Source organism: Kocuria sabuli (genome assembly GCF_040981185.1).
In the GTDB taxonomy this organism is placed as follows: domain Bacteria; phylum Actinomycetota; class Actinomycetes; order Actinomycetales; family Micrococcaceae; genus Kocuria; species Kocuria sabuli.
Genome location: NZ_JAVHZE010000002.1, coordinates 354,883 through 370,263, shown reverse-complemented (window position 1 = coordinate 370,263; position 15,381 = coordinate 354,883). Strand labels below are relative to the sequence as shown.

Here is a 15,381-nt window from a genome sequence, read left to right as displayed (position 1 = left end):
GTGGACCCGTGCACATCGAACCCCACGACGACGCCCCGACCGCCGCTCCCGCCGACCCCTCCGGCGGTCCCGCGGGTTCCGGGCGGGTGGTCCTGGCGGGCACCCCGATCGGCAACCTGGGGGACGCCCCGCCCCGGCTGCGGGAGGCCTTGGAGACCGCCGACGTGCTCGCCGTCGAGGACACCCGGCGGCTGCGCCGGCTCACCGCCGGCCTCGGCGTCACCACGCGCGGGCGGGTGCTGACCCACCACGAGCACAACGAGGCCGGGCGGGTCGCCGAGCTGCTCGACGCCGTGCGCACGGGCGCCACCGTGCTGGTCCTGTCCGACGCCGGGATGCCCACCGTCTCCGACCCCGGCTACCGGCTGGCCGAGGCCGCCGCGGCGGAGGGCCTGACCGTCACCGCGGTGCCCGGGCCCTCCGCGGTCCTCATGGCGCTCGCCGTGTCCGGGCTGCCCACCGACCGGTTCACGTTCGAGGGCTTCCTGCCGCGCAAGTCCTCCGAGCGGGCCGCCCGTCTGGCCGAGCTCGACCACGAGCGCCGCACCATGGTGTTCTACGAGGCCCCGCACCGGCTCGAGGTCATGCTCACCGCGCTGCGGGAGGCCTTCGGGCCCGGGCGCCGGGCGGTCGTCGCCCGGGAGCTGACCAAGCTGCACGAGGAGGTCGTGCGCGGCTCCCTCGCCGAGCTCCTCGACTGGTGCGCCGAGGGCCAGGTGCGCGGGGAGATCGCCGTCGTCGTCGCCGGTGCCCCCGCCCCCGAGGCGGCCCGTCCCGAGGACCTCGTGGCCGAGGTCGAGGGCCTCGTGGCCGGGGGCGCCCGGCTCAAGGACGCCGCCGGGCAGGTCGCCGAGCGCACCGGTGTGGGCAAGCGCGAGCTGTACGAGACCGTGCTGGCCGCCCGCAAGGGCTGAGCCACCCCACCGGCGGGGCCGGCCGTCCCGGTCAGCGGCGGCGCAGCACCGAGGGCGGCAGCCACCGGGCGCGCCGGGCGCCGGGCCCGCCGCGCCCGGTGAGCGCGGTGCGCAGCGCGGCGACGTCCTCGGGGCCCGCGTCGGGTGACCACCGCGCCGTGGCCGGCGCGTAGAGGGCCCGCTCCACGTCCCGCCCGAGCCGGCCCAGCGGCGCGGCCGCCGCCGGCACGGTAGCGCCGAGCCGGTCCACGAAGGCCCGCGGGGTCTCCGCGGCGGTGCGCCCCATCCCGTGGTCGGCCGCGAGGTCCTCGACCTCCGCCCAGCCCGCCGCCGCGCGGGCCCCCGCGGGGGAACCGGCGTCCCCGAGCAGGCGCATCCGCCGATCGTGACGCCGGGCCCGCAGCGTGCGGGGAAGCGCGGCGAGCAGGGCCAGCAGGGCCGCGACCAGGCCGCCGGCGAGCCACAGCGGCCAGCGGGCCGGCCCGGTCCCCTCCGCCGGCGCGGGCGCCGCGGAGGCCTCCGGGGTCGGCACGGCGGTGGGCTCCGCGGAGGGGGCTCCGCTCTCCCCGGGACCGGCAGTGCTCGCCGGGGTGGGCGGCGCCGTCGGCTCGCCCGTGGGCTCGGACGCGCCCTCGCCCTCCGCCGATCCGCCGTCGGCCGGGGCCTCGGCGGCGTAGCCGGGCACGTCCCCGGTCCCGGGCGTCGGCTCGAAGCGCACCCACCCGGTGCCCTCGAACCACAGCTCCGGCCACGCGTGGGCGTCCCGCGGCAGGACGGTGAAGGAGCCCCCGTCCGCCGCAGTGTCCCCGAACGGCTCCTGGCCCGGGGCCTCGGCGGGCGGCAGGTAGCCGACCGCCACGCGGGCCGGGATGCCGAGCTCGCGCGCCATGACGGCCATCGCCGGGGCGAAGTGCCCGGCGTAGCCGGTGCGGGTGGCGAGGAACTCCTCGAGGGCGGCCATCCCGCCCGCGTCGTAGCCCTGCGCCGGCGGGGCGTCCACGTCGTAGCGGAACTCCTCCGAGCGCAGCCACTCCTGCAGGGCCAGTGCCTGGTCGAACGCGGTGGGCGCGTCCCCGGCCCGGTCCCTCGCGGCCTCCCGCAGCGCGGCCGGGGTGTCCTCCGGCAGCTCCCGGTACGGGGCGAGCTCCGGGGTCCGCGGGGCGGCGGGGGCCTCGCGCAGCTGCGCGGACGTGGGCCCGGGCGCGACCGCCCGCACCTCGTAGGCGCTGCCCCCGGACGGGACACGCTCCCCGTGCACGGTGAGGTCCTGGGGGCTCCAGGCCCACGCACCGTCCTCGAGCCCGGTCACGCCCACGGGCGCCCACGGCAGGGGGAGCCAGCGCTCGGACCAGTTCCGCAGCTCCACGGCGATGCTGCGCTCGGGGGCCTCGCCGCCGGCAGCGCCGGGACCGAGGGCACCGGGGCCGAGGCCGTCGAGGCCGGGCTCCAGGCCGGTGCTGTCCGGGAACCACTCGGCCCCGGAGAAGTCGTCGAGGACGAGCACCCGCAGCAGCTCGGGCTCGCCGGTGCTCGTGGTGTACTCCAGCCGCGGCTGCTGCTCGGCCGAGCGCAGGTCCTGGCCCACGGCCCGCAGCGGACCCACCCCGGCGGCCCGGTCGCCGCCCGGCCCGCTGCCCTGCGGGAACGCCCCGTGCACGAAGCCCGGCACGAACCCCGGGACCAGCAGGGTCACGGCGAGCACCCCGGCGCCCACGACCAGGGCCCGTGGCCAGGTGCCCGGGGCCGCGGCGGTGCGGGCCTCCCGCACCGCCCCCCAGCGCCGGGCACCGGCCAGCAGGACCAGGGCGGCGAGCACGGCCGCCGCGGTCCCGGCGACGCCGACGCTGCCCGGCAGGACGAGGGCGGGCACCAGCAGCGGCACCAGCACGCCCAGCGCGCTGGCCCCGGGCAGCCGCAGCGCCACGAGCACGGTGTCGACGAAGAGGGTCACCAGTCCCGCGCCGAGGGACGCGACGAACGCGAGCGCCGTCGCGTCCGGGTACGGGGCCGGGCGCTCCGCGACGATCCCGGAGGCCTCCCGCCCGAGCTCCGCGGCCCGGGCCAAGCTCCCGGGGGTCGGGACGAAGCCCAGCAGCGCGGGCTCGCGCAGGAACAGCACCGTGAGCACGAGCGCCAGCGCGCCGGCGCCGAACAGGGGCGCGAGCACGGCGGGCAGCCGCAGCCCCCGCGACGTGGCCGTGGCGGCCAGCACCGCCAGCGCGGCCAGCAGGCACCCGGGGACCCAGCCGGTGCCGTCGAGGACGTCGGCCAGGCCCACGAAGGACAGTCCGACGGCCACCAGCACCGTGCCGGCCAGCCCGAGCACGGCCTGCACGGGGAGGCGCCGCCGGGGTGCCGGGGGCGCGCCGGGGGAGTCCGGGGCGAGCACGGGCGCGGCGGTCACCGGGCGGCCCCGGCCGTCCGGGCCCCGGTGCCCAAGTGCGCCCACGCGTCCTCGGGGGCGGTGGCCGCGCCGGCGACGACGACGGACCAGCCCGCCGCCTCGAGCACCGCCGCCGCCTCCGGGACCCGGTCCGGGGAGGCGCCCACCAGGACCGCGCTGCCGGCGCCCGCACGGAGTGTGCCCCGCAGGACCCGCTCGGCGCCCGCCCGGTCCAGGTCCCCCGAGACCAGCAGCACCGGGTGGACCAGGCCGTCGCGGTCGAACCGGTCGGCCAGCCCGTCGTCGTCGCCGTCGTCCGCACCCGGGCGCGCGCCGGGGCCCGGCGGTCCGCCGGGCGCGGGCAGGGGCCGCACCCGGGCCAGTCCGTGCCGGGCGTCCTCGGCGCCGTCGTCGTCGACCGCGGTGACGCGCGCCCGGGCGGGGGCGTCGTCGTCCTCCCCGCCGCGGGGCAGGGGACGGCCGCGGGTGTCCAGGGCGTGGACGGCGGTCTCGCGCTGCGTCAGGTGCTCGAGCACCGCGGCGGTGAAGGACACGGCCCACTCGAACTCCGCCGTGCTGGGCAGCACGCCGGCCCAGCGCCGCTCGCCCGGCCACGCGGACTCGTCGAGGTCCAGGAGCAGGCTCAGCCGCCGGGTGCTGCGGGGGTCCTCCTGGCGCACCATGAGCGTGCCCTGCTTGGCGGAGGCGGCCCAGTGCACCCGTCGCATCGGATCCCCCTGCCGGTACTCGCGCACCGTCACGTTGTCGGGCCCGGGCTGCGGCTGCGCGGTGCGGGCGGGGTCGGTGCCGGAGTCCCGCAGCCGGTCGGCGCCGATCTCCGGCAGCTGCACGGGGTCCGGGGCCACGTGCAGGGAGGTGCGCTCGGAGGCGTCGAGCAGCTCCGCGGCCAGGCCGAACGGGTCGGCGACCCGCACGGTGGCCGGGCCCAGCGCGTAGACCCCGCGCCGGCGCGGCCGCACGGTGTAGACGGCCGGCTCCCCGCCGGCCTCCACGCTCAGCTCCCGGTCCCCGCCGAGGGGCTCCGGGACCCGCTCGTGCACGGCGACGGCACCGGAGGCGTCCCCGCCGCGGCGGGACCGGTGCCGGACGCGCAGCCGCACCACGGCGGGGTCCCCGGCGGTCACCAGCGCGGGGTCCACCCCGCGCTTGAGCAGCACCCGGGGCTTGACGACGTACAGGGACAGGGCCGCGAACAGCGGGGCCCCGCCCAGGAACAGCGCCAGCGCCAGCACGTCCTTGCGGCCCAGCCAGGTGGCCAGCAGCAGGCACAGCGCCCCGGCCCCGAGGAACGCCCAGCCCCGGCCCGTGAACCGCGCCCGGGAGTCCATGGGCTGCTCCGCCTGCTCGCCGTCCTCCGCCGGCCCGGGTCCCGGCCGACGGCTCATCGGGACCGGGAGGTGGGCTCGGCCGGGACCCGGACCTCGTCCAGCACCGACCGGACCAGTTCCTCGGCGGAGTCGGTGCCGGCGCGGCGGTCCAGGATGAGCCGGTGGGCGAGCACGGGCACCGCCACGGCCCGGACGTCGTCGGGCAGGACGTACTCCCGTCCGCTCAGCGCGGCCTCCGCCCGGGCCGCGGCCTGCAGCTGGAGCAGCGCCCGGGGGCTCGCGCCCAGCCGGATCTGCGGGTGCGAGCGCGTGGCCTGGCCCAGGGCCACCACGTAGGCGCGCACGGCGTCCGAGACGTGGATCCCGCGCACGTGGGCGACCAGGCGGGCCGCCTCCTCCAGGGGCACGACCGGGCGCAGGCCCTCCAGCGGGGACCCGCCCCCGTGGTCGGAGAGCATCGTCATCTCGGCGGCGGTGTCCGGGTAGCCCATCGAGATCCGGGCCGTGAACCGGTCCCGCTGCGCCTCGGGCAGCGGGAAGGTCCCGTCCATCTCCACCGGGTTCTGCGTGGCCACCACCATGAACGGGGTGGACAGCCGGTAGGTGGTCCCGTCCGCGGTGACCTGTCCCTCCGCCATGCACTCGAGCAGCGCGGACTGGGTCTTGGCCGAGGCCCGGTTGATCTCGTCGCCGATCACCACGTTGGCGAACACCGGACCGGGCTTGAACTCGAACTCCCGCCGCGCCTGGTCGTAGACCGAGACCCCGGTGATGTCCGTGGGCAGCAGGTCCGGGGTGAACTGGATGCGCGCCACCGTCCCGCCGACCGCCGTGGCCAGCGTGCGGGCCAGCATGGTCTTGCCCACGCCCGGCACGTCCTCCACGAGCAGGTGGCCTCCGGCCAGCAGCACGCTCAGGGCGGTGCGCGCCGCCTCGGGCTTGCCGTCGATCACCGCGTTGATCCGGTCCAGGATCGCCTGCGTGTACTGGGGGAAGGACTCCATGGGCTCCTCGGCTTCCTGCTCGGGCTTCTGCCCCCAGTATGTCTGTCCGACCCCACCTCGTAGATTGGTCCGTGCCCGCGTGTTTCCCGCCCCTTCCCCGACCCCTGCCGAGGTGCCGCCCGTGACCGACCCCAACGCCACCCTCCTGACCGCCTCCCTGTGGCCCGACCCCGCGACCCGGCCCGCACCGGCTCCCGGCGCGGCCCCCGCCGCCTACGCGCCCGAGCACCACGCCGTGCCCGAGGACGCCCCCGCCGGGGAGGGCACCCGGCGCCGCTCCGCCCAGGGCGACGACGGACGCCGCCGCAACCTCGCCCACCCGCCGGCGCCGGAGCCGCTGCCGCACCCGGTGGCCGACAACCACACCCACCTCGACCTCCAGGACGGGCAGGTCCAGGTCTCGGTCCGCGACGCCGCGGACGCCGCCGCGCTCGCCGGGGTGGGCGGGCTCGTGCAGGTCGGCTGCGACGTCCCGTCCTCCCGCTTCGCCGTGGCCGCCGCCCAGGCCGACCCCCGGGTCCTGGCCGCGGTGGCCCTGCACCCCAACGAGGCGCCGGGACTCGCGGCGGCCGGGACCCTCGACGAGGCGCTCGCGGAGATCCGGGCGCTCGGGGAGCACGAGCGGGTGCGGGCCTTCGGGGAGACCGGTCTCGACTACTTCCGCACCGAGGGGGAGGGGCGGGAGCACCAGAAGCGGTCCTTCCGGGAGCACATCCGCTTCGCGAAGGAGACCGGCAAGGCACTGCAGATCCACGACCGGGACGCCCACGCCGACGTCGTCGCGCTCCTGCTCGAGGAGGGCGCCCCCGAACGCACCGTCTTCCACTGCTTCTCGGGGAACGCGGAGCTCGCCCGGACCTGCAACGAGCACGGCTGGTACATGTCCTTCTCCGGGACCGTGACCTTCAAGAACAGCCACGACCTCAAGGCCGCGCTGCGGACCGCCCGCCCCGAGCTCGTGCTCGCCGAGACCGACGCCCCGTTCCTCACCCCGCACCCGTACCGGGGCCGGCCCAACGCCAGCTACGTGGTCAACTACACGGTGCGGGGGATGGCCGAGATCCTGGAGCAGGAGCTGGAGCCCCTGTGCGAGCGGATCTGGGCCAGCACGGTGGAGGTGTACGGCAACTTCTGACCCCGGGTCTCGGGTCTCGGGTCCCGGGTCCCTGGCCCCTCGCGTCCCCGCGTCGAGTCCCCAGTCCCGTGCCGGATCCCCAATGTCTCCGCTGGGGATCCGGCACGGGACTGGGGACTCGCGACACACACACGGGTTGCCGATGCGGGCCCGGTGTGGCACCCGGCACGGCTTCAGCGGCCTCCGGCGGCCTGTCGCATCGCTGCCTCGATCCTGGCGACGGTGTCGTGGGGAGTGCGCACGACGTCGTCCCACCCGATCCTGAGCACGGTCCAACCCTGTTCCTGGATCTCGACCTCGCGGCGTCGCTCGGCCCGGATCACGGTGGCGATCGTGCCGGGATCCGCGTATTTGACCTCGCCGTCGAACTCGAGGACGAGCATGCACTCCGGCCACGCGAAGTCCACCCGGTACGAACCCGTCCGTCCCCTGACGACCCACTGCAGCTCCGGCGTGGGCAGCCCTGATTCCGCCAGCATCAGCCTGGCCAGCGTCTCGCCGACGGACTCGGACCTGGTGTCCATGGCCCGGAGGACGGCCCGTGCGCGCCGCACACCCCGCTGGCCCCTCCACTCGGTCAGTCGTCCCTCGAGCCGAGCACGGGAGAGGCCGAACCGGTGTGCCTGATCGGCCAGCACCACGGCGTCGACGAAGGGCAGGTAGCGGGCGCAGTCCAGCAGCGTGCGCTCGCCGGAGGTGAGCTTGATCCCCTCGACCTGTGTCACGTCCGACTCCGGCAGGATCGCCTGGTGCCGGACCACACCGGCGTAGCCGTTGTGCGTGCCGTGCTCGGGAGCGGAGATCGTGTGGATCCGGGTGGGCACCCGTCGCAGGCGCAGGTCGAGGACCAGTGCGGCCGAGGCAAGGCACAGCACCGGCGGCACCGATGCCGCACGGCAGAACGCCTCGTACCTGAGCAGCATGCGCTCCTCGGGCCTCAGCTCCCGGTACGGCGCCGCGTCCGTGAAGTAGCCGGGATGGACGCGGACGAGTCGGCCGGACCGGACGAGGCGATGGATCTCGCGGCTGCTGGTCCCGGAGTCGAGGAGCTCAGCCGTGCTGCGCAGCGTGGTCATGGCTCGTGGATAGTCGTGCTCGCGGAGCGGCGGGCCGGGTGGCCCGGCCACTGTGGAGAGGACCCGGCGCCCACAGTTGCCGGCCTGCCGTGGGCAGTGACACCGAACCCTCCGCGAGTCCCCAGTCCCGTGGCAGATCCCCAGGACGGACGCTGGGGATCTGCCACGGGACTGGGGACTCGGTGCATGGGAGACGCAAAGGGGAGGCGCAGGGGAGGGAGCGGGGCGGCCGATACGATATCCCGGTGACAGAATCCACCCCTCCAGGACCTGCCGTCCGCCCCCTGCTCGGGCCCGCGGAGATCCGCGCGCTCGCCGAGCAGCTGGGCATCCGGCCGACCAAGACGCTCGGGCAGAACTTCGTGATCGACCCCAACACGATCCGGCGGATCATCGCCGCGGCCCGCCTCGGGGCCGGGGAGACGGTGCTCGAGGTGGGGCCGGGCCTGGGCTCGCTCACGCTCGGGCTGCTCGACGCCGCCGAGCGGGTGGTGGCCGTGGAGATCGACCCGCCGCTGGCCGCGCAGCTGCCGCACACCGTGGAGCGCTTCCGGCCGGAGCTGGCGGACCGGCTGAGCGTGCTCGAGCAGGACGCCATGCGCGTCCTGGAGCTGCCGGCGGAGCCCACGGCCCTGGTGGCCAACCTGCCCTACAACGTGGCCGTCCCGGTGCTGCTGCACCTGCTGGCCCGCTTCCCCTCGATCCGCCACGGGCTGGTCATGGTCCAGGAGGAGGTGGCGGACCGGCTCGCCGCGGTGCCCGGGTCCAAGGTCTACGGGGTGCCGTCGGTCAAGGCGGCCTGGTACGCCGAGGTCACCAAGGCCGGGACGATCGGCAAGAACGTGTTCTGGCCGGCTCCCAAGATCGCCTCCGGGCTGGTGCGCTTCGTGCGCCGGGAGCAGCCGGTGGCGGACGTGGACCGGGAGCTGGTCTTCGCCGCCGTGGACGCCGCGTTCGCCCAGCGGCGCAAGACCCTGCGCGCGGCGCTGGCCGGGTGGGCCGGGTCCGCCGCGGCGGCGGGCGAGGTGCTCGAGGCCGCCGGGATCGACCCGGCGGAGCGGGGCGAGAAGCTGGGCGTGCCCGAGTTCGCCCGGATCGCGCAGGCCGGCGCCGCGGCCGGGCTCACGGCGGGGGCGCGCGGGGCATGAGCACGACGGCGCTCACGGAGCAGGCCCAGGCCCCCGGCAAGGTCAACCTCTTCTTCGCCGCCGGCCCGCCGCGCCCGGACGGCTACCACGACGTGGCCAGCCTCTACTGCGCGGTGAGCACCGTCGAGACCGTGACGGCCACGCTCACCGCGGGGACCGGGATCGCCGTGGGCGTGGCCGCGGTCCCCGGCTCGCTCGTGGCCCAGCAGATCGGCCTCGGCACCTTCCGCCTGGACGCGGTCCCCACGGACGGCTCCAACCTGGCCGTCCGAGCGGCCCGCGCGGTGCTCGAGCGCTTCCCGGAGCTGCCCGGCGGCCTGCACCTGCAGATCGACAAGGCCGTGCCCGTGGCCGGCGGCATGGGCGGCGGCTCCGCGGACGCCGCCGCGGCGCTGACCGCCGTGAACCGGCTCGCCGCCCGGGCCTGCAGGGCGCCGGGGCTCGACGACGGCGCCCTGCTCGAGCTGGCCGCCGGTCTCGGCGCGGACGTGCCGTTCGCGCTGACGGGCGGCGCCGCGGTGGGCACCGGCACGGGGGCCCGGCTGCGGCCGGCGGCGGTCGGGGCGCCGCTGCACCTGGTGCTCGTGGCGGCCCCGGCCGGGCTCTCCACGCCGGCCGCCTACGCCGAGCTTGACCGGCTGCGCACGGACGAGGACGTCCCGCCGCCCCGGCTGCCGGAGGGTCTCGAGGAGGCCCTGGCCGCCGGAGCGCGGCGGGAGCTGGCACCGCTGCTGCGCAACGACCTCCAGCCCGCCGCCCTCTCGCTCGCCCCCCGGCTGGAGCCGGTGCTGGCCGCCGGCGTGGCGGCCGGGGCCCTGGCGAGCTTCGTGTCCGGCTCCGGGCCCACCGTGGCGCACCTGGTGGCGGACGCTTCCGCGGCCGAGGACCTGGCCGGACGGCTCAGGGGCCGGGGAGCGCCCGCCCTCGCGGTGCGGGCTCCCTGAGCCCCGGCTGCCAGCCGCCAGCGCCTCGTGCTGGCCTCCCGGGTCCGGGTGGCGCCGGGAACGATCACTGCGCCTGCGGCAAGGACTCCCGCGCCGTCCACAGCAGCCGCCGCAGCACGTCCCCGCGGTGCCGGGCGCCGTGCCCGGCCCGGCTGAGCGCCGAGCCGAGCCGGCGGGTGGCCAGCTCGGGGTGGGCGCGGCGGGGCTCGGTGCGGAACTCCGCCGGGCGGGCCAGCGCGGCGTCCAGCAGACCGGCGAGCGCGTCGCCGGTGTCCGGGCGCAGGGCCTCGCCCTGGCCCACCATGTAGGCGGTGAACACGGCCTGGTGGTTGTCCACGTGCTCGCCGAGCCGGGCCAGCCGGGGCACGGCGAAGGGCATCAGCCCGAGCCCGCGGGCGTCGAGGATCGAGCCGGGTCCGCCCTGGACCACCACGGCGGAGGCCCGCCGGTAGTGCTCCAGCAGGTCCGCCCGCGGCAGCCGCGGGACGGAGACGGCCAGGTTCGAGGGCCGGCTGAAGCCGTGCTGCAGCAGGCAGCTCACGTCCGGGCGGGTGACGAGCCAGTCGTCGACCCAGTCGACGAGCCGGTCGAAGACGTGGTGGTCGGTGCCGAGGGAGACCACCACGTCGTAGGTGGTGCCCCGGCCGTCGGGTCCGATGGTGTCCATGGTTCCTCCTGGGGTGCTGGGTGGGTGCCGGTGCGCCGTGCGGCTACATCAGTGCGCCGATGTTGACGGCGTCGGGGAAGTGCTTGCGCTGCTCCTCCCACTGGACGGCGAAGACGTCCGAGAGGGGGTAGCACAGGCGCCCGCTGAGGGTCGGCATCGTGATCCGGTCGAAGCACTCGATGAAGACCGTCCGGATCCCCAGCAGCCGGGCCACCAGGAAGAACGGGACGGACACGCCGGCCCCGGTGGTCAGCACGGCGTCGGGCCGCTCCGCGCGCAGCAGCCGCCAGGCGAGCCCGGCGTTGCGGACGGCGTTGGGGATGTTGCGGGTGGTGGGGAAGTGGGCCCAGTGGGTGGTCTCGCCCTCGAGCAGGGCGTGCACCTCCGGCAGGTCGAAGGTGACCCAGGACCGCTCGTGGGCCCGCCACAGTTCCTCGAGGTTCATCAGCTGCGCGAGGTGCCCGCCGCCGGAGGAGACCATCATGAGACGCACGGTCAGGCTCCCGTCGTGCCGGCCGGGGCGGGCCGCGCCTGGCGCTGGAGGACGAACGCGGGGACCACGGCGGCGCGGCGCCCGGCCAGCCGGTCGAGCAGGCCCCGGGAGCGGGACAGCTCGCTGCGGGCGTCGACCGTGACCACCAGGCCGTCGATCCGGTCGGTGAGGGCGGCGAGCTGCGCGGTGCTGGTGCGCGGCGGCACCACGGCCAGCAGCACGGTGGGCGGCGCGTCCTGCAGGGTCAGCCAGTCGTCGAGCGGGCCGACCGCGCTGGTGAGCGTCTCCTCGTCCACCAGCTCGACCGTCCCGCCCCACTGCTCGAGCACGGAGCGCAGGGCGCGGACGGCGACCTCGGCCTGGCCCGGCCTCGCGGAGTGCACGGCGAGCCGGGAGCCGGGACCGGGCACGGAGCCCTCCCCGTCCCGGGCCAGGAGGCGCAGCAGCTCGAGGGCGCCGTCCTCGTCGTCCTCGGAGCGCAGCGTCACCACGGAGGCGGTCCCTGCCTCGGCGAGCCGCTCGGGGCGGTGCACGCTGCGGTCGGTGCGCTCGCGCAGCAGGCCGGCGAGCACGCCCAGGACCAGCCCGCCGACGAGCCCGCCGGCGGTGAAGAGCAGCAGCCCGGCCGAGGACGGGTTCTCGGGGGCCACCGCGTCGCTGATGATCCGCCCGGGCGTCGGCGCGATGAGGGACGCCGCGGTGCGCTGCTCGCGCAGCTGCTCGACGGCGGAGTCCTGGGTGTCGTCCTTGGACAGGCTGGCGATGGAGTCGTCGAGGCGCTCCACGGCGGCCTCGGCGGCGGCGGTGACGGTCCCGGCGCGGTCCTCCAGGTAGGCGGCGGCCAGCGCGTTGGCGCGGTCGGCGGCCTCCTGCGGGTCGGTGTCGGAGACGGTCACCCGGAGCACCTGGCTCTGCGAGGGCGCCTCGGTGTCGGCGGCCTCGAGCAGCTCCTCCGCGAGCTTCGGGTCGGCCCGCTCGAACGGGACGTCCTCCAGCTCCGCCGCGGCGCGCAGCGCGACCTGCTGCGAGGACAGCGTGGCCGCCTCGGTGTGCATCTCGATCTTCTCCTCCCCGGACTCGCCCGTCAGCGGGTTCACGGCGGCGGGGGTCACGGTCAGGGAGGCGGTGGCCTGGTAGGACGGCGGCCACAGCAGACCGGCCAGCACGGCCAGGGCCGCGACCACCAGCCAGGTCGCGAGGATGGTGGGCCAGCGCCGCAGCGTCCGGCGCCACTGCGCGCCCAGGTCGGCGGGCGGAGCGTGGCGGGCGGTCTCCCGCGCGGCGTGCGCCCTGGTTCTGCGCCGGTCGGCGCCGATCGTGCTCAGCGTGTCGCTCATGTGGAACTTCCCCCTCGTTGATCGGTCGTGGCCCCTGCCCGCCCCCCGGCGCGCACTGCGGGGCCACGTCCCCCCTGTGGACGGCTGCCGGGGTCGTCCCGGCGGCAGCGTCCTGAATGTCGATCGATACGAATGTTACTTGTGCAAATTCATAGTGACCACGGTCCGGCCGCGGCCGGCCGTGGCCTCTTCGGCTGACAGCCGGGCCCGGGTGTCCCCGCGTCGGCGGACGACGAGGACCGCGACGGCGCCGCCCACCAGCAGGCCCAGGAGCCCGGCGTGCACGAGCAGACCCGTGGTCCCGGCCCCGAGCAGGGCCCGGACCAGCAGCCCCCCGCCGCCGGCCACGGCCGCGGCCGTGAGGGCGATCGCACCCACCACGGACCAGCGCGGGGCGATGCCCAGCAGCCGCACGGACTGGAAGAGGGCCAGGCCGGTGTCGGTGAGCACGGAGGCGGCCCACGCCGTGGCGGCGCCGACGAGACCCCACTGCGGGATGAGCCACAGGTTCAGGGCCACGGCGACGGCCAGGGCCGCGGACTTGTTCAGCAGCTGCCAGCGGCTGCGCCCGGCCATCAGCAGCAGCGACTGCACCCCGCCGGCGGAGACCGCCAGCAGCATGGCCGAGGCGATCACCAGCAGGGCGGGGTAGCCGGCGTCGAAGCCCTCGCCGAAGAAGGACAGGACCGCCGGGCCGAAGACGATCAGCGTCAGGTAGAAGGGCCAGGCACCGGCCACGAGCACGGCGGTGGTGCGGGTGAACACGGAGCGGGCCGTGGCGACGTCGCCGACGGCCAGGGCGGCGCTGATGGACGGGCCGGTCACGATGCGGGCGGTGTGGTCGAGCATGGTCCCCACCCGGATGCAGCGGTTCACCACCCCGTACACGCCCGCGGCGGCCGGGCCCAGGAAGAACGCGACGAGCAGCACGTCGAGCCACTCGAGCAGGGCCTCGACCACGGCGGTGACCCCGCGGGCGGAGGCGAAGGACCAGAACGCCCGGGACCGCTCCCGCACCTCCTCCGGTGCCGCCGCCGGATCGGCGGGGGCGGTCACGGCGCGGCGCACCAGCGCCACGGCCACGACCGCGACGACGAGCACCGGCACGGTCCACGCCGCGGTCAGGGACAGCAGCCCGCCGCCGAGCGCGACGACGGCGACGACCGCGAGCACCCGCAGGCAGGGCAGCAGCACGTTCTGCAGGAACGAGAAGGTGGGCACGCGGTGCAGGCCGCGCAGCGCGCCGAAGGCGAGGTTCATCGCGGCGCCGAGCACCAGGAACGGCGTGGCCAGCAGCACCGCCGAGCGCACCTCCGCGGGCACCGGCACCAGCCCGGGCACGGCCACGGCCAGGGCGGTGGTGCCGGCCACGGCGGTGGCCAGCACCAGCACGGGCTTCCCCGCGATCCGCAGCACCTCCGGGATGCCGCCGGCCCGGCCGCGGGCGGTCAGGGCCGGCACCGCCCGGACCAGCCCGGTGTCCGCGCCGAAGGTGGACAGGGTGGTGGCGATGGCCAGCAGCGCCACCACCTGGAAGAACTGCCCGGCGGCGGCCGCGCCCGAGGCGTTGGAGACCACCAGCGTGGCGGTGAACGCCAGGACCGCCCCGGTCACCACGAAGGCGAAGGTGAGCGAGCCCGAGCGGGCCAGCCGGTGCGGGTTCACAGCTGCTCCCCGTACCGCTGGGCGCGCAGCAGCACGGCCAGGCTGAGGCAGATCAGGATGAACTGGACCGCGTCCAGGCCGTAGTAGGCGAAGAAGACGCAGGCCGCCACCGGCACGGCGTGCACGAGGATGCCGGTGCTGGAGCGCACGCGCAGGGTGGCCAGGGTGCCGCCGTGCAGGAAGGCCATGAACAGCCCCAGGCCCACGAACCCGTAGCAGAACATCAGGGTCCAGAGATAGCCCTGGGTGCCCATGTGGATGCCCACGGTCTCGTCCAGCAGCGGCGCCCCGTAGCCCAGCAGCGGCGAGTCGAGGGTCGCGAGGAACGTGTCCGTGTACAGCTCCCCGCGGTCCCCGGTGCTGTCGCTGTACTGCTGGCGGCCCAGGATCCGCTCGACGGATCCGCTGGCCACCAGCCATCCGGCGACCGCGGCCGCGACCGCGATCCCGAACAGTGCGGGCAGCACCCGGCCCTGGAGGGCCCAGCGGACCAGGACGTAGCCCATGGCCAGTCCGATGCCCAGGAACATCCCGCGGTTCGTGGTGGCCACGGCGGGCACGAGCGAGACCGTCAGGCCGGCCACGACGAGCAGGTGCCGGGCCCGGAACCGCACGGTGGTCAGGTACGCCAGCACGAGCGGGGTGAGGATCACGAAGCCGGAGCCCCACCCGTTGGTGTACGGGAACGGGGCCGAGGGCCGGTTGTACGGCTCCGGCGCGCCCCACGGCTGCTGGACCTCCGCCAGCGGCGGGAACACGAAGTCCTGCACGAGCTCGTTGGCGGTGAGCACCTCCGGCAGCAGCAGGCCCACCGGGGTGGTCAGCCGCGCCTCGGGGATCACGAGGGCCAGGCAGCCCAGGCCCACCAGGGTGGTCCAGGCGGCCACGGCCGCCCGCAGCACCCGGCGGTGGTCCAGGTGCTCCCGCGCGTTGTAGTAGTAGACGAAGAACACGGTCGCGGAGAAGATGTTGACCCACCGCAGCGCGAACCCCAGCCAGGAGCCGAGGCCCTCGATCTGCACGGAGCCGGCCGCCGCCCACAGCAGGAAGACCGCCAGGATCCAGGCGGGCGCGGGGACCACGACGCTGCGCCGCAGCACCAGCAGCACCAGCATGAACAGTGCCAGCAGCGTGGGTGCGAACTGCAGGGCTCCGAGCGCCCAGATCACCGGCAGGCCGTAGAACAGCGTCAGCAGCGGCCAGGCCGGCAGGGCGGCGGGTCCGGCCGGCGCGGGCCGGGCCACCGGGGACGTCAGGAGCGCCACG

At 76.4% G+C, this 15,381-nt stretch carries 13 protein-coding genes; 4 read left to right on the top strand and 9 right to left on the bottom strand.

Annotation, left to right across the window (positions count from 1 at the left end; genetic code table 11):
- Nucleotides 1-8: 8 nt before the first annotated feature.
- The gene (rsmI, locus tag RE027_RS03780; RefSeq protein WP_368806905.1) at nucleotides 9-914 is read left to right on the top strand and encodes a 16S rRNA (cytidine(1402)-2'-O)-methyltransferase; all 906 of its coding nucleotides are present in this window, start codon (nucleotides 9-11) and stop codon (nucleotides 912-914) included.
- Nucleotides 915-945: 31 nt separating this feature from the next.
- Here rsmI and RE027_RS03775 read toward each other — a convergent pair whose 3' ends face one another.
- The 3 genes from RE027_RS03775 to RE027_RS03765 are packed head-to-tail and all read right to left on the bottom strand — an operon-like array spanning nucleotide 946 to nucleotide 5,650.
- Nucleotides 946-3,363 (bottom strand): transglutaminase TgpA family protein, encoded by a 2,418-nt coding sequence (locus RE027_RS03775; protein ID WP_368806904.1) that lies wholly within the window; start codon nucleotides 3,361-3,363, stop codon nucleotides 946-948.
- A complete protein-coding gene (locus tag RE027_RS03770) occupies nucleotides 3,315-4,703 on the bottom strand; it encodes a DUF58 domain-containing protein (RefSeq protein ID WP_368806903.1) in 1,389 nt (462 codons plus the stop codon). Before RE027_RS03770 ends, RE027_RS03775 begins: the two co-directional genes overlap by 49 nt.
- Complete coding sequence (locus RE027_RS03765; RefSeq protein WP_368806902.1) at nucleotides 4,700-5,650, bottom strand: AAA family ATPase; 951 nt, start codon at nucleotides 5,648-5,650, stop codon at nucleotides 4,700-4,702. The genes RE027_RS03770 and RE027_RS03765 overlap by 4 nt, the downstream gene beginning before the upstream one ends.
- Before the next feature lie 121 nt (nucleotides 5,651-5,771).
- On the opposite strand from RE027_RS03765, the gene RE027_RS03760 reads away from it, so the two are divergent.
- Entirely contained in the window at nucleotides 5,772-6,785 is a 1,014-nt protein-coding gene (locus tag RE027_RS03760; protein WP_368806901.1) for a TatD family hydrolase, read from the top strand.
- 173 nt (nucleotides 6,786-6,958) lie between these two features.
- Here the strand turns inward: RE027_RS03760 and RE027_RS03755 are convergent, their stop codons facing one another.
- Nucleotides 6,959-7,861 carry a type IV toxin-antitoxin system AbiEi family antitoxin gene (locus RE027_RS03755; RefSeq protein ID WP_368806900.1) on the bottom strand — a complete coding sequence of 301 codons (903 nt, stop codon included), beginning with the start codon at nucleotides 7,859-7,861 and terminating at the stop codon, nucleotides 6,959-6,961.
- 245 nt (nucleotides 7,862-8,106) lie between these two features.
- Here RE027_RS03755 and rsmA point away from each other — a divergent pair, with 245 nt between their 5' ends.
- Both rsmA and RE027_RS03745 read left to right on the top strand, forming a co-directional pair.
- A complete protein-coding gene (gene rsmA, locus RE027_RS03750; RefSeq protein ID WP_368806899.1) occupies nucleotides 8,107-9,009 on the top strand; it encodes a 16S rRNA (adenine(1518)-N(6)/adenine(1519)-N(6))-dimethyltransferase RsmA in 903 nt (300 codons plus the stop codon).
- Nucleotides 9,006-9,953, top strand: coding sequence for a 4-(cytidine 5'-diphospho)-2-C-methyl-D-erythritol kinase (locus RE027_RS03745; protein ID WP_368806898.1), 948 nt, complete (start codon nucleotides 9,006-9,008; stop codon nucleotides 9,951-9,953). The genes rsmA and RE027_RS03745 overlap by 4 nt, the downstream gene beginning before the upstream one ends.
- Before the next feature lie 64 nt (nucleotides 9,954-10,017).
- Here RE027_RS03745 and RE027_RS03740 read toward each other — a convergent pair whose 3' ends face one another.
- The 5 genes from RE027_RS03740 to RE027_RS03720 all read right to left on the bottom strand — a co-directional run bounded on the left by RE027_RS03740 (nucleotide 10,018) and on the right by RE027_RS03720 (nucleotide 15,380).
- Nucleotides 10,018-10,620: a glycosyl transferase gene (locus RE027_RS03740; RefSeq protein ID WP_368806897.1), complete on the bottom strand. Its 603-nt coding sequence runs from the start codon at nucleotides 10,618-10,620 to the stop codon at nucleotides 10,018-10,020.
- A 43-nt stretch (nucleotides 10,621-10,663) separates the two neighbouring features.
- Nucleotides 10,664-11,104, bottom strand: a complete 441-nt coding sequence (gene pssD / locus RE027_RS03735; RefSeq protein ID WP_368806896.1) for a PssD/Cps14F family polysaccharide biosynthesis glycosyltransferase — start codon at nucleotides 11,102-11,104, stop codon at nucleotides 10,664-10,666.
- An 11-nt stretch (nucleotides 11,105-11,115) separates the two neighbouring features.
- Nucleotides 11,116-12,450 (bottom strand): GumC domain-containing protein, encoded by a 1,335-nt coding sequence (locus RE027_RS03730; RefSeq protein WP_368806895.1) that lies wholly within the window; start codon nucleotides 12,448-12,450, stop codon nucleotides 11,116-11,118.
- Nucleotides 12,451-12,585: 135 nt separating this feature from the next.
- A complete protein-coding gene (locus RE027_RS03725) occupies nucleotides 12,586-14,115 on the bottom strand; it encodes a lipopolysaccharide biosynthesis protein (protein ID WP_368806894.1) in 1,530 nt (509 codons plus the stop codon).
- Nucleotides 14,112-15,380: an O-antigen ligase family protein gene (locus RE027_RS03720; RefSeq protein ID WP_368806893.1), complete on the bottom strand. Its 1,269-nt coding sequence runs from the start codon at nucleotides 15,378-15,380 to the stop codon at nucleotides 14,112-14,114. Before RE027_RS03720 ends, RE027_RS03725 begins: the two co-directional genes overlap by 4 nt.
- Nucleotide 15,381 lies beyond the last annotated feature (1 nt).